15 protein-coding genes are annotated in these 13,476 nt (G+C 49.0%); 8 read left to right on the top strand and 7 right to left on the bottom strand.

Annotated elements, in window-relative coordinates; genetic code table 11:
• The first annotated feature begins 167 nt into the window (after positions 1-167).
• Entirely contained in the window at positions 168-1,388 is a 1,221-nt protein-coding gene (locus tag Q9M42_RS14445; RefSeq protein WP_322527165.1) for an MFS transporter, read from the top strand.
• Between the two features lie 22 nt (positions 1,389-1,410).
• Here Q9M42_RS14445 and Q9M42_RS14440 read toward each other — a convergent pair whose 3' ends face one another.
• The 3 genes from Q9M42_RS14440 to Q9M42_RS14430 form a co-directional block, all read right to left on the bottom strand.
• A complete protein-coding gene (locus Q9M42_RS14440; protein WP_322527164.1) occupies positions 1,411-1,881 on the bottom strand; it encodes a GNAT family N-acetyltransferase in 471 nt (156 codons plus the stop codon).
• A gap of 109 nt (positions 1,882-1,990) precedes the next feature.
• On the bottom strand, positions 1,991-2,614 hold the full coding sequence (locus tag Q9M42_RS14435) for a cell wall hydrolase (RefSeq protein WP_322527163.1): 624 nt from the start codon (positions 2,612-2,614) through the stop codon (positions 1,991-1,993).
• Between the two features lie 166 nt (positions 2,615-2,780).
• Positions 2,781-4,313: a BCCT family transporter gene (locus Q9M42_RS14430; protein ID WP_322527162.1), complete on the bottom strand. Its 1,533-nt coding sequence runs from the start codon at positions 4,311-4,313 to the stop codon at positions 2,781-2,783.
• Positions 4,314-4,711: 398 nt separating this feature from the next.
• Between Q9M42_RS14430 and Q9M42_RS14425 the strand changes: the two genes are divergently transcribed.
• Positions 4,712-5,875 carry an acyl-CoA dehydrogenase family protein gene (locus tag Q9M42_RS14425; RefSeq protein ID WP_322527161.1) on the top strand — a complete coding sequence of 388 codons (1,164 nt, stop codon included), beginning with the start codon at positions 4,712-4,714 and terminating at the stop codon, positions 5,873-5,875.
• Between the two features lie 133 nt (positions 5,876-6,008).
• Positions 6,009-6,875, top strand: a complete 867-nt coding sequence (locus Q9M42_RS14420; protein WP_322527160.1) for an SDR family oxidoreductase — start codon at positions 6,009-6,011, stop codon at positions 6,873-6,875.
• 40 nt (positions 6,876-6,915) lie between these two features.
• Here the strand turns inward: Q9M42_RS14420 and Q9M42_RS14415 are convergent, their stop codons facing one another.
• Positions 6,916-7,980 (bottom strand): sulfite oxidase, encoded by a 1,065-nt coding sequence (locus tag Q9M42_RS14415; protein WP_322527159.1) that lies wholly within the window; start codon positions 7,978-7,980, stop codon positions 6,916-6,918.
• 17 nt (positions 7,981-7,997) lie between these two features.
• Complete coding sequence (locus Q9M42_RS14410) at positions 7,998-8,867, bottom strand: SMP-30/gluconolactonase/LRE family protein (protein ID WP_322527158.1); 870 nt, start codon at positions 8,865-8,867, stop codon at positions 7,998-8,000.
• Positions 8,868-9,003: 136 nt separating this feature from the next.
• Between Q9M42_RS14410 and Q9M42_RS14405 the strand changes: the two genes are divergently transcribed.
• The 3 genes from Q9M42_RS14405 to Q9M42_RS14395 are packed head-to-tail and all read left to right on the top strand — an operon-like array spanning position 9,004 to position 11,035.
• On the top strand, positions 9,004-9,444 hold the full coding sequence (locus Q9M42_RS14405) for a MarR family winged helix-turn-helix transcriptional regulator (protein WP_440972331.1): 441 nt from the start codon (positions 9,004-9,006) through the stop codon (positions 9,442-9,444).
• Complete coding sequence (locus tag Q9M42_RS14400; protein ID WP_322527156.1) at positions 9,435-10,400, top strand: ring-cleaving dioxygenase; 966 nt, start codon at positions 9,435-9,437, stop codon at positions 10,398-10,400. The genes Q9M42_RS14405 and Q9M42_RS14400 overlap by 10 nt, the downstream gene beginning before the upstream one ends.
• 26 nt (positions 10,401-10,426) lie before the next feature.
• Positions 10,427-11,035, top strand: a complete 609-nt coding sequence (locus Q9M42_RS14395; RefSeq protein ID WP_322527154.1) for an alpha/beta hydrolase — start codon at positions 10,427-10,429, stop codon at positions 11,033-11,035.
• 50 nt (positions 11,036-11,085) lie between these two features.
• Here Q9M42_RS14395 and Q9M42_RS14390 read toward each other — a convergent pair whose 3' ends face one another.
• Entirely contained in the window at positions 11,086-11,361 is a 276-nt protein-coding gene (locus Q9M42_RS14390; RefSeq protein WP_322527153.1) for a GNAT family N-acetyltransferase, read from the bottom strand.
• A gap of 177 nt (positions 11,362-11,538) precedes the next feature.
• On the opposite strand from Q9M42_RS14390, the gene rpsN reads away from it, so the two are divergent.
• The gene (gene rpsN / locus Q9M42_RS14385) at positions 11,539-11,808 is read left to right on the top strand and encodes a 30S ribosomal protein S14 (RefSeq protein ID WP_022792513.1); all 270 of its coding nucleotides are present in this window, start codon (positions 11,539-11,541) and stop codon (positions 11,806-11,808) included.
• A 57-nt stretch (positions 11,809-11,865) separates the two neighbouring features.
• Here rpsN and Q9M42_RS14380 read toward each other — a convergent pair whose 3' ends face one another.
• Positions 11,866-12,477 (bottom strand): flavodoxin family protein, encoded by a 612-nt coding sequence (locus Q9M42_RS14380; protein WP_322527152.1) that lies wholly within the window; start codon positions 12,475-12,477, stop codon positions 11,866-11,868.
• A gap of 142 nt (positions 12,478-12,619) precedes the next feature.
• On the opposite strand from Q9M42_RS14380, the gene Q9M42_RS14375 reads away from it, so the two are divergent.
• Positions 12,620-13,420, top strand: coding sequence for an SDR family NAD(P)-dependent oxidoreductase (locus tag Q9M42_RS14375; protein WP_322527151.1), 801 nt, complete (start codon positions 12,620-12,622; stop codon positions 13,418-13,420).
• Positions 13,421-13,476 lie beyond the last annotated feature (56 nt).

The following is a 13,476-nucleotide window of genomic DNA, read 5'->3' as shown; positions in this document are numbered from 1 at the left end:
GCCCAAACGATCGCCTCCTATGGTTTTACAACCACCACGCATGTCATCAATGAGGGCCATTACATGGTAGAGGCTGTTGAAAGGTAAAGCTTCCGCAAAAACATCAAGGTCTTTACAGGAAAAACCCCGCAGAGACACCATTAATTATTAAGGAAGGAGGATAAACGATGAAGACCACGACTTCTGCCATTGGAATTGTTGAAAATCGGCTTCCTTTTTTTCTATTGGTGCTGATCAACGTCTTTGTCGGCTCCATGGTGGGTTTGGAGCGTACCGTTCTTCCGTTAATAGGCGAGGAGTTGTTTGGCCTCGCATCAGCCAGTGCTGCCCTGTCCTTTATTGTCAGTTTTGGGTTTTCTAAAGCCCTCGTCAATCTCCTGGCGGGGACTCTTGCCGACCGCTTTGGACGCAAGCAGATATTACTGATTGGATGGGCATCCGGTTTTTTTGTGCCCCTTCTGATTATTTTTGCCTCTTCCTGGTGGATGATTATCGTCGCCAATATCTTCTTAGGTATTAATCAGGGGCTTACCTGGTCGATGACTGTGAATATGAAGGTGGATCTGGCGAAACCGACCCAGCGCGGGACAGCTGTTGGTCTGAATGAATTTGCCGGTTATATGGGGCTTTCTATTATGGCCGCTGTTTCCGGCTATATTGCTTCCACGACCTCACTGCGTCCAGAACCCTTTCTTCTAGGCTTCGGTATCGTCGGTATAGGTTTATTGCTTTCGCTGTTCGTTCCTGATACGAGCAGACAGGTTGCACGCCAGACTGCTTCCGGAGAAGCCTCTCTATCCTTTTGGCAGGCCTTTTCCCAAACCACCTGGAAGCAGCCGGCCCTATCGAGCTTCAGCTTTGCCGGGCTGACGACCAATCTTAAGGATGGCATGGCCTGGGGCTTGTTTCCCCTTTTCTTTGCGTCTGGCGGGTTATCTGTCAGTCAAATTGGCATTATCGTAGCAGCATACCCCCTCGCCTGGGGGATCGCCCAATTGTTTACCGGTCCCTGGAGCGATGTGATCGGCCGCAAGCGATTGATTGTTGGCGGCCTCTGGCTCCAGGCCTTTTCTCTTTGGGCCCTGTTGGCCGGCTCTTCCTACGGATGGTGGCTCGGAAGCTCCATTCTGCTCGGTCTCGGGACGGCGATGGTGTATCCGGTTCTCATCGCCGCCGTCAGCGACACAGCTCCCGCCCCCTGGCGGGCCAAAGCAAACGGCGTTTACCGTTTCTGGCGGGACAGCGGGTATGCCTTTGGGGCCTTGCTGGCCGGCCTGTTCGTAGACACGCTGAACGCTTCTTGGGCTATTGGCCTCGTGGCTGTGCTTCCATTTGCCGCCGGCCTCATCACACTTCTACGCATGCAGGAATTATTAAACAAAATATGAAAGCCCCGGCCGCAATTGACATTTACAGCATCTTTTCCATAACTACAACCCCGAACGGGGGCTTCCCTTCTTTTTCTGCAGTATATTCTCTGACTGTACCGTAGCCCATCCGTTCATACATACGGATGTTTCCTGGCGTTGATGCCCGCACTTTACAATACACGCCTTTAAAATGTTCCTCTGCTGCAGTTTCTTCCACCCAGTGGACAAGCGCGGCAGCAGCGCCGTGGCCGCGATAGGACGGCCGAACCGATAAACGGTGAAAATAGATATATTCTTCCTCTGCCCGAAAACGGATCATCGCTGCCGCTTCCCCGTCCTTCCACCAGACGGCCGCCCGCTCTCCCTGCTCCAATCCAGACTGAATAGCTTCTGTCGTTTCCTCAATGGCTCCTGACGGCGGCGTTTCGTTCCGGTACTCCCAAAACGCTTCATGCATAATGGCATTAATCAGAGCTGCTTCTGACGGTTTTGCTTCTTTAATTTCTTTCATTTTTTCCTCCTGGCGCCTTCCGAGTCCATGCTTATGATCATTTATCGTACCATATTTGTTCAGGCACGAAAAAAGGAACCTGCCCCCGGCAGATTCCTGGTTCCAATCATCAGCTTGCAAAAACGTGCTGACCGATAGATAAATTCGGCGTCCGGGTCCAGATCCAGTCAGAGGTGACATCCTCTGGGTTGTAATAATACATCGAACCCTGTGATGGATCGTATCCATTCCATGCCTGCTTGACCGCTTCATACGCTGTCTGGTCCGGCGTCATGTTGTACTGCCCGTCAGCTACTGCAGTGAAAGCATTCTGCTGTTGAATAACACCGTTTACGTTATTCGGGAATTCTGGAGATTCAAGACGGTTTAAAATTACCGCTGCTACACCAATTTGTCCCTCAAATGCTTCTCCCCGGGCCTCTCCATACACCGCCTTGGCCACAGAAGTTACTTCATCCATCCGGCTTGTTGTCTGCGTTCCGGCCGCACCGTCCACGGTTAAACCAAAATCACTTTGAAACTGCTCTACTGCCTGTGCTGTTGCTGAGCCGTAATAACCGGTCGCATTCGTATGTAAGTATCCCATCTGTATTAAATCCTGCTGAAGCGCCGTTACTTCCGGTCCCTGTGCTTCTGTTTCCAGCATAGAGGCCTTAGTGGTACCCGGTGAAGCGAAAATAAAGATTGTAGCCATAATTGCAAAAATAGAACTGAATAATAATTTCTTTTTCACTTTTTCACCTCCACACATATTGTATCCAAAAAATTCAATTTTCTAAACAAATTTCCTTCTTTTGCGGAAAAGTATATAACAAGGTACTAAGCGCTGGTATTAAACTGTTCCAATTTTTACCAATAAAAAAGACCCCCATGTAAAAATGGGAGTCCTGAACTTTATTTTAAGAAGCCTTATCCGGCTTATCTGTATTTTTACTTTTATCCTTTGTTTCAATATCTGTTTCTTCTCTCAGCGCTTTGAATAGCGAGAACACCATCAGTATCATTACAACGGAAAATGGAAGTGCTGATATAATCATGACGTTCTGCAGTGCATCTATCCCTCCGGAATAAAGCAGTACTGCCGCGGTAGCTGAAAGCATAATTCCCCAGATGAATTTTACGACTGCGGAAGGGTTTAATGCCCCGTTCGATGTCTGCATGCCAAGCACGAACGTCGCAGAGTCCGCGGACGTAATAAAGAAGGAAATGATCAAAAGAAGCGTAATCACAGACAACACCGCGCTAAGCGCATAGTTATCAAATACACCAAAGATGGCTTCCTCAGCAGCCAGTGAAGAAACATCCGCAAGACCAGTGCTCTGTACGTTTAACGTAGCACCGCCAAACAGAGAGAACCAGATAAAGCTGACAATCGACGGTACCAAAATGACACCGATCGTAAATTCTTTCAACGTCCGCCCTCTCGACACACGGGCAATAAATATTCCAACAAACGGCGACCAGGAGATCCACCAGGCCCAATAAAAGATTGTCCACGCATTAATCCACTCCCTTGCGCTATCGGACGTTGGTGCGATCCGGAAGCTCATGCTTGGAAGCGACTGAAGATACGTTCCGATCGTATTCGTAAACAAATTCATGGAAAATAACGTCGGCCCGACAAAAAGCATTAAGATAAATAAAACGATCGTTAAGTAGATGTTCGCATTACTCAGGAATTTGATTCCTTTATTTAAGCCAGTATAAGCTGATACTAAAAACAAGACTGTAATAATGATAATAACAATCAACTGCACCGTGTAATTGTTCGGTGTATCAAACAAATAAGCCATACCGCCGGACACCTGCGCCGCCCCAATGCCAAGGGTAGTTGCAATGCCTGATACCGTTGCCACCAATGCAATAATGTCCACTGCTTTTCCGCCGATGCCTTTTTCGTTCATAATCGGGCTGAGCATGGCGCTTACCATGCCTGGGGCTCCGCGCCGGAACGTAAAATACGCAAAACAGATGGCCGTAATGCCGTAAATCGCCCACGGGTGTATCCCCCAGTGCAGGAACATGTAGCGCATGGAATCAACGAGCGCCTGATCTGTTCCAACCTCTGCTTCCGGAGCGCTCGTTGCATAGTGCGATACCGTTTCCGCTCCGCTCCAGAATACAAGACCGACCCCCATTCCGGCACTGAACAGCATCGCAAACCATGTTGGATAGCTGTACTCCGGCCGGTCATCCGGCTTTCCGAGACGAATATTTCCATACCGGCTGAAAATAAAATAAATACATAAAAGTACAAATGCCGATACAATTAAAAGATAATACCATCCAAAACGGTTTGACACGAATGTCTGCACTGCGGAAGTGGCATTAAAAAACGATTCCGGGACTGCAACTCCGACAACCGCCATAATAAGTAGTATTACCAGGGCTCCGTAAAACACAAAGCCTACTCTTGGTTTTTGATTCTCCACGATGGGGGACCCCTTCCTGTTTATGTATGCTGAAATTTATGGAACTTTTGCATTATGCAGAATTAAACGAAAAATAACAAATACACTAATTTCATAGAATTTGCCGTAATTCACGATATTTTGTGGTTACGTGAGATATCCTCATTATATAATCATATCACCGTCTATATCGCGATTTAACTGTTTTTTCCGGTAAAACAATAAAACGACGTCAGGTTTTCTTACGGCTTTTTTCTTTCTTAAAGCCTTACATCAGCACGAACAAGCTTCATTATCCTTTATTTTCCTGATGCAAGCTGTTTTTTTGCTTCCAAAGAGAGAATATGATTTCATATATATGCAAATAAAAATACGGCAACCTTATTCAAATAAAATTCCATCATTTTGGAGGCAGCAGTATGATTATGACCACCTTTTCTACAAAAGCCGAGCGGCTGCAGCAGCTCGAAGAAACGGTCCGGGAATTCGCAGAACGGACAGAGGAGCATGACCAGAACGGCACTTTTCCAGTCGAAAATATCGATGCACTAAAAAGTATTGGCTATCCGGCCTTAACGGCACCGGCTGCTTTTGGCGGTATTGATGCCGGCCTGCTTGAACTCGTGGAAGCCCAGGAGCTTATCGCCCGCTACGACGGATCCACGTCGCTTGCTATTGGGTGGCATGTCGGGATCGTTAAAAATTTAAACGAAACACGGCCGTGGGAGGAAAATTTGTACAGCCGTGTCATGAAAGATATCGTAGAAAACGGAGCCGTCCTGAACAATATCGCGACCGAAGCCGCGACCGGCAGCCCGACCCGCGGCGGCACACCGGGGACCATCGCTGAACCCCGGGAAAGCGGATGGATCCTGAATGGTCGAAAAACATTCGCCACCATGTCGCCCGTGCTTGATTACTTTATCGTAACGGCACATATTGCGGAAGAAGATGCTACAGCCTACTTCGTTGTACCGAAGGAAGCTGCAGGAATATCTATTATCGATACGTGGGATTCGATTGCCATGCGCGCGACCGGCAGTCATGATGTGATGCTTGAAAACGTCCGGGTGCCAGAAAACCACCTGGCCCAATATATCGTTCCCGGCAATAAACCGGCCGCTGGTTGGCTTCTGCACATTCCGGCCTGTTACCTGGGAATTGCACAGGCCGCAGCTGATGAAGCTGCCCGTTTCGCTGCTTCCTACTCGCCGAACAGCATTAATAGAACGATCTCGGAGCTTCCGAACGTTCGGGAAAAACTCGGCCGTATGGAGCTCAAACTTCTGCAAAGCAGGCACTTCCTCCATTCTATTGCGCTAAAATGGGATGAATCCAGTACCGAAACGAGACAGCAGATGAAAGGCGAATTAGGCGCAGCCAAAACGAGCATCGTAAACGAAGCCGTTGAAGTAGTTGACCTTGCCATGCGGGTGGCCGGGGCCAGAAGTCTTTCCGCCTCCAACCCGCTGCAGCGTCACTACCGTGATATCCGCGCTGGGCTTCATAATCCTCCTATGGACGATATGGTCATTGACCAGCTCGCCGGCCGGCTTCTGGGTTATCAGTCTCCCTCGTCCTAAGAAACCGCGCGCAGCGGTTTCTTTTTCTATGCCATTTTCTGTAGTCCCGCCTCTATTATACGTTTGTAATATGCATCCTGATGGTATAAATAACAATGTACGCATGATTTCAATATGAGAAAGGATGTTACACATGGATCCTAGAGATATGCAGAACGGAAGCACGCCGAGACAGTGCCAGGACAAACAGCCGGGTATTGAATCGAAGATGGAGCCGCTCCCGGCTCATCCCACCGATTACCAGGGGACCGGGAAACTCAAAGGAAAAGCCGCGCTTATCACCGGCGGCGACAGCGGTATCGGACGCTCTGTAGCCCTTCTTTATGCCAAAGAGGGAGCCAATGTCGCCATTTCCTATCTTGATGAACACGACGATGCTGAAGAAACGAAGCGCATGGTTGAAGCAGAAGGAGGCAGGTGCCTGCTGCTTCCCGGAGATATTAAAGAGGAATCCCATTGTATCGATCTCGTGAAACAGACGGCAGAGGAGTTTGGCGGATTAAACATTCTCGTTAATAACGCAGCGATCCAGCACGTCCACGAAAACGTCGAGGATATTCCGTCTGATGAATTTGAGGATGTGTTTCGTACCAACTTTTTCTCCCAGTTTTATTTAACAAAAGCAGCAATGGATTATTTATCTGAAGGTGACTCGATCATTTCCACCTCTTCGATCAACGCCTTCCGCGGCAACCCAATTCTTATGGATTACTCCGCGACAAAAGGAGCAATCACTGCCTTCATGCGAAGCATTGCCCAGAGCCTAGCTTCGAAAGGCATCCGGGTGAACAGCGTCGCTCCGGGGCCTGTATGGACACCGCTTATTCCTTCCTCATTTAATGAAGACGGGGTGGAGGATTTCGGGCAGGACACGCTCATGAACCGTCCCGGCCAGCCGTCAGAACACGCATGGCCGTATGTGATGCTTGCTTCTGATGAAGCCTCCTACATGACCGGCCAGACGATTCATATTAACGGAGGCGCCTACACGTCTTCTTAACGTTCAAAAGCTTCGAACCCTAATTGGATTCGAAGCTTTTTTACTTTAGCTTGACCTGAATTGTTTCCACCGCATTGTAGCCGTATCCCTTCTGATTCCAAAAGGCCTGCATGGGCTGCTGGCGGCCGCTGGCATCACAGGCTCTCGCCATTAGTGTATATTCTCCGGCCGCAGCCTCCTTCCACTCATAGTACCATTTCGTCCATGTGTACGACGTCTCGCCTTGAGGCTCAAGCTGCGCCTCCGACCATGTCTGCCCGCCATCCGTACTTACTTCGACCAGCTCAATGACAGCCTCGCCCGACCAGGCAATGCCTTCTATTACCTGCGTTCCTTCTTTTATTATTTCCATGTCAGCTGGAGACTGGATAATGCTGTTTACATTCATGGTTGTCACCGGAAAGGCGTCCTTCCGGCTGTTTTTGTGCGGGTAATACACATAGTCAATCGTCTGAAAGAGCCCTTCAAATGTTTCTTTACTCACTGTGATCCGCTCAACCCATTTCATGGAAGCCATTGCGTACCATCCCGGTACAATTAATCGAAGCGGCGCTCCGTGTTTAAAAGAAAGGGGCCGGCCATTGTATTCGTAGGCGATGATAGTATCCGGGTCCATCGCTTTTTCCACCGGCAGGCTCCGGGTGTAGGTATAGACATCCTTTTTGTCAGGACGCTCTCCCGCGTCCCCTGCAGCAGTGATAACTTCCACGGCTGTTTCCTTGTCCCAACCGGCTTTTCCTAACAGGATTTTCAGCGGCACTCCCCGCCATTCCCCCTGGCTGATGGCTCCTTTTCCCCATGGCTCACCAAAGGTTTTAGGCTCAAATAAGCTTCTTTTGTTACCAGCACACTCAAGCACTGTTTCTACTGTCCGTGATGGGAGTGCCTTAATATTCTCGAGCGAAATAAACCCCGGGCTTTCCACGAGACCGTCAATTGTAAACCCTGCCGCCGGCTCCTGCGGGTACGAAAAGTGATTGCGCCGGTAGAACAACGAAGAATGCACGTGGTCGTTTCCGACAAATGGAATCGGCGTCTCCTGGTTTTCCGGCTCAAGGCTTAACGTTTTTAGATACAATTCTTCCGGAGCTTTTTTTGAACACATATTCTCTCCCTTCTTTTTCAGCCGCTAAACGAGTAGGTTGGCATGCCCGGCACGTCGGTACGGATATGAAACAGCCCACCTGCATGTGGCTCTTCGCGAAGCTCCTCGTCAGAAAGCTCCCCTCTCGCTGTTGTAATGTACAGATCCTTTAAATCTTCGCCGCCAAACACACATGAGGTCGTTCTCTGTGCTGGGACGGTCACTGTTTCCAGACGCTCACTCGTCTGTGGATTCCAGCGTTCAACTTTCCCGAGGCGATGCAGTGCAATCCAAAGCATGCCTCCCTGGTCCATACACATTCCGTCCGGGGAGCCTTCCTGAAACGTAATCGCTGTACGTTTGCCAGTGATTTCCCCCGTAGCAGCATTCAAATCATATGCCATGACTTTTTTGGTCGGTGTGTCGATGTAATACATCATGCTTCCGTCTTCCGTCCATGCCAGGCCGTTTGAAATAGTGACGCTGTCAAAAATCGTATCGAGACTCATATCTTTATTCAGGCGGTATAAAGCGGCTTCCCCCGTGCCGCGTTCGACCGCCATCGTTCCTGCCCAAAATCGTCCGGATGGATCACATTTACCGTCATTAAACCGGTTGCCCGGCTTATCTGCTTCCGGATCTATAATGGCTTCCTTTTCTCCAGATACGAGATCGTAGGAATAGAAGCCATCTCTCAAGGCAAGCATCATTCCCCCTTTTTCTCTCGGTACCGCAGCACATACGTGCTGATCGAGCTTACGTTCATAGTGCCGTCCTGAAGCAGGATGATATTCCATCAATTTAAATCCATCAATATCGACCCAGTATAAAACACCGCGCCCGGCGTCCCAGCTCGGGCCTTCCCCAAGCTCTGCTTTCTGATCTATTACGAGTGCTGCTTCTCTCATCCTGTTTTCCTCCTCTTCATTATTCTAATGTTCTTCTTCCCCGTCCTTTCCATGTTTAATGCCGCCAAAAGCAACTTTCTTTACTTTTTATCAGTTTAAAGTTAAACTGACAGCAGTTATAAAGGAGTCAATGTGTATGAATAAAACCAGACTCGGCCTGCTTCTGTGGTTCCGGCTCGCCCGTGTATACGAGCAGAACCTCAGCCGCTCAGCCGCTCATTTAAAACAGGCAGGATTCAGCCCGCCACAGTTCGATATCCTTGCTCAGGTACACGCTCATCAGCCGATTACCCAAAAGGAGCTCGCGAGTAAGCTGTTTGTCACAAAAGGAAGTGTCACCTATCTTTTGAAAAAGCTCGAGAAAGAAGGGCTTGTCACGCGCAGACAGACCTGGAAAGAAAAACATATTTCCCTGACCCCGCAAGGGCGTGCTGCTCTCAAAGCAGTCGCTCCGGGACAGGAAGAGTTTCAGGCCGCACAGTTTGACGGCCTGACAGATACAGAAAAACGGGAGCTGCTGCGGCTGCTCCGCAAACTGCAGAAAACAACCCGGGAGGAGGAATCATCATGCAGCTGAAAGGTATTCACCACATCTCTTCATTAACAGCAAATGCCCGCCGTAATGTCGATTTCTATACGAACGTTCTCGGCATGCGGCTCGTCAAAAAAACGGTCAATCAGGATGACACGTCTGTCTATCATTTATTTTACGGAGACGAACGGGGCAATCCCGGCACTGAAGTTACGTTTTTTGAAATTCCAATGGCCGCCTCCAACAAGCGCGGCACCAACAGCATTACAAACGTATCTCTACGCGTGCCCGGGGACAGTGCACTCGACTACTGGAAACAGCGGTTTGAAGAGCATTCTGTACAGCACGGTAATATTCAGAAGCAGGCGGGAAGACTCGTCCTGCCGTTTGAAGACCCCGAGGGTCACCGGATGCAGTTTGTGTCTGATGAACACGATCAAGGCGTGGAACCCGGCATCCCGTGGGAGCATTCAAATGCCTCCCCGGCAAACGGAGCCACCGGTCTCGGCCCGGTCCGTTTAACCGTTAAAACGGCTGAATCTACGGCTGCCGTGCTGAAGGATATAATGGGTTTTTCCGAAATTCAATCCTATTCTCACCCAGACGATACTGATCTGCCGGACATTCGTGTATTTGAAACAGGAAAAGGAGGGTCCGGTGCCGAAATTCATATAGAAACCCGCAGCGACCTGCCCGCCGAGCGCCAGGGGCGGGGTGCTGTGCATCATGTAGCTTTCCGGGTGGAGGATGCAGACGAACTGCAGCAGTGGATTGAACGCATTAAAAACGCCCGGCTTCCGAATTCCGGATTCGTGGAACGCTATTATTTCCAATCGCTGTACTTTCGCGAACCAAACGGCATTCTTTTCGAACTGGCTACCGACGGACCGGGATTTGAAGGGGATGAATCGTTTGAACACTTGGGAGAAAGCCTTGCCCTTCCGCCTTTTCTCGAACCGAGGCGTTCAGAAATCGAAGCACGTTTAAAGCCGATTGATTAAGTAATCAGGGACGGAGGAGAGGTTTGATGAAGCATATATTTCTACCAGGAAGCAGCACTGCCCCGACTATTTTAATCCTGCACGGCACCGGAGGCACCGAAAAGGATTTTCTCGAAGCAGGGCGGCTGATTGACCCGGAAGCAAACATCTTAAGTGTTCGCGGCAACGTGGTCGAAGATGGCATGCACCGCTATTTCGCCAGGCTTGCCGACGGGTCGATTGACGAAAAAGACCTGATTTTCCGTACCCAGCAGCTTCATCAATTCCTCGAGGAGAGCGCCGGCCGCTATCATTTCAGCCTTCAAAAAATCATCGTGTTCGGTTACTCCAACGGAGCTACCATGGGAGCGAGCCTGCTTTTTCATTATGCGCGCTCAGTCACCCTGGCTTTTCTCCACCACCCGATGGTGCCAAGACGGGACGTGCCTCTTCCTTCCCTTTCCGGCAGCAGCATTTTTATCGGCGCCGGTACAAATGATTCCATCTGCCTCCCGGAAGAGGCAGAAACCCTTTACTACCTTTTTAAAGAAGCAGGGGCTTCTGTAGAACTTTACTGGGGGCATGAAGGCCATCAGATCACTACAGAGGAAGTAAAGGCCGGTGCCACATGGTATCAACGCGTCATACAGGAATAAACAAAGCAGCATAAAAAAACTGCCTCCCGTTCAGGGAAGCAGTGCTGCTGTTACTGCGTTTCAAGCACCTGCTTGAAATCGTCGTTTTCCTTGATTGTTTCTTCCGCATAAGGGCAGCGGGGAACGATTGTTTTGTTTTCTGCTTTTGCTTTTTCCACCACATTGCGGACCAATTCTTTTCCTACGCCTTTTCCTTGCTCTTCATCGATTACTTTGGTACTATCGATGACAATGCTTTGTTCGCCTTCTTCAAAAAATGAAATGTCACCAATAACCTTGCTGTCCTGCTCGGCAGTGAATCTGTTATCATAATGTTTTATTTCCATGAAAAGAAACTCCCTTCGTATAAACGTTGTTACTAAATAATTCATTACCGTTTCCGGCGGATCATAAACATCGGAAACAATAACAAGAAACCTTTACACATACCGAGGCAGCTGTTATGATGAAGTATGTGCTTAAAAATATGAATGCCACGAATATTATGAAAAGGAGTGAGAACCTTGGCTAAACAATCTAAACTCGCAAAAGAGCGTAAGCGCGAAGAAACGGTAGCGAAATACGCTGAACTCCGCCGTGAGTTAAAAGAAAAAGGCGATTATGAGGCACTGCAGAAGCTTCCTCGTGACGCTTCTCCAACACGCCTTCACAATAGATGTTCGATTTCCGGTCGTCCACACGGCTATATGCGTAAATTCGGCATGTCCCGTATCGCTTTCCGTGATCTGGCCCACAAAGGTCAGGTACCAGGCGTCAAAAAAGCAAGCTGGTAAGCCGTTCTTACTAAAAAAAGCAGCCAATCGGCTGCTTTTTTTGTGTCTTTTTATTCGTTACGTATTGCCTTTGGTTGGAATAGGATTCTCTTTTAAAATCGTGCCCACATGCAGCATATTGTACGCCAGTTTAGGGATATGCTTTTGAACAAATTCGCTTTTAATGCCCTCTGCTTCAATAAACGAAGGCCCCGGTCCGGCTTCGCCGACCCAGTAGCAGTTCGGACGCGGCGGAAGCGTAAAACCTAAATGGGACAAGCCGAAAACAATAGATTGAATGGCGTGTTTGGCGCCGTCCTCGTTACCTGTAGCTACTACTCCGGCAACCTTGTCGTAATAGATTCCCTGCCCTTTTTCGTTTGTATGGCTGGCTGATCCATTCAGACGTTCTATCGCTTTTGTAATCATACTGCTTTTTTCCCCGAGCCATACTGGTGTGCCCAGCAGTACCAGTTCCGCCTCCTCAATTTTGGCCTGGATGGTCGGCCAGTCGTCTCCTTCTCCGAGATCATCTGCGACTCCGTAAGGAATATTGTAGTCCGCCAGACGGATTTTCTCCACCTGCACCCCTTCCTCTTCCCAGATCTGCATAACTTCATCTGCCAGTGCGTCTGTGTTCGACGTATGAGAAGAATCCTTTAACGATCCGTTTAAAAATACTGCTTTCATCGTTTCACCTCTTTTTATAGTTGCTGCTTCTTTATGTACCCCGAAGTTTCTTTATATAATCTTCCATTACCAGGCTTTCGTTTGCTTCCTCTCCCCTGCGGGTAAATATAGGCAGACTAATTTATACATGGAGGAACACATAATGATGCCATTTGCTGAAAACGCACTGCAAAACGAACATGCCCTTGTGACTGGAAGCACACGAGGCATTGGAAGAGAAACAGCCATTACGCTTGCCCGCATGGGTGCTGATGTGACAGTTACCGGCCGAAACAAAGAAAAGCTAGAAGAGACCAAACAGTTGATCCTCGATGCACAGCCGCAGGCCCATGTATTTGTCTATCCTGCAGACATCACTGATGCTTCGGCGCGCAGTGAGCTCGTAAAAGCAGCTGAAGGGGCACATGGTTCGTTGAGTCTTCTGGTGAATTCCGCAGGCGTACTAAAACGTAAATTTGTTGATGAGCTCGAAGAATCAGATCTGCAGGAAATGATGGACGTAAACTATACCTCCACCGTTCTTTTAACCCAGCTTGTGTACAAACGCATGCAGGAGCAGAAGAAGGGAGCGATTGTGAACGTTTCTTCTCTTTCCGGTTTGCGCGGGACGCCGGGTAACAGCGCATATTCTGCTTCGAAGTTTGCGATTACCGGCTTCACCCAGTCCCTTGCGCTTGAAGCCATTGAACACGGTATCAGGGTGAACGCGGTCTGCCCCGGCTATGTACAGACGGAAATGGTGGAGCAGCTCATGCAGACAAAGGCTGAAGAAACCGGCAGAAGTCTCGAAGAACAGATGCAGGTCTCCGCTGACAGTCTTCCATCTAAACGGATGACCCAGCCGGATGAGGTTGCCAATACTATCGCCTACCTGTTAACAGACGCTGCCTCTAACATTGTTGGCGAAGCCGTAAAAATTTCCGGTGGAAGTGTCGTACACTAAATGGAGTTCCGTAACTCCTCTATCTACAGAAAAAGCCTGTCCCCAAATTCCGGGAA

This window comes from Marinococcus luteus (assembly GCF_034497705.1).
GTDB lineage: Bacteria > Bacillota > Bacilli > Bacillales > Marinococcaceae > Marinococcus > Marinococcus luteus_A.
Note: the sequence above shows the minus strand (reverse complement) of the source record. Positions and strands in the feature narration are given on the sequence as shown.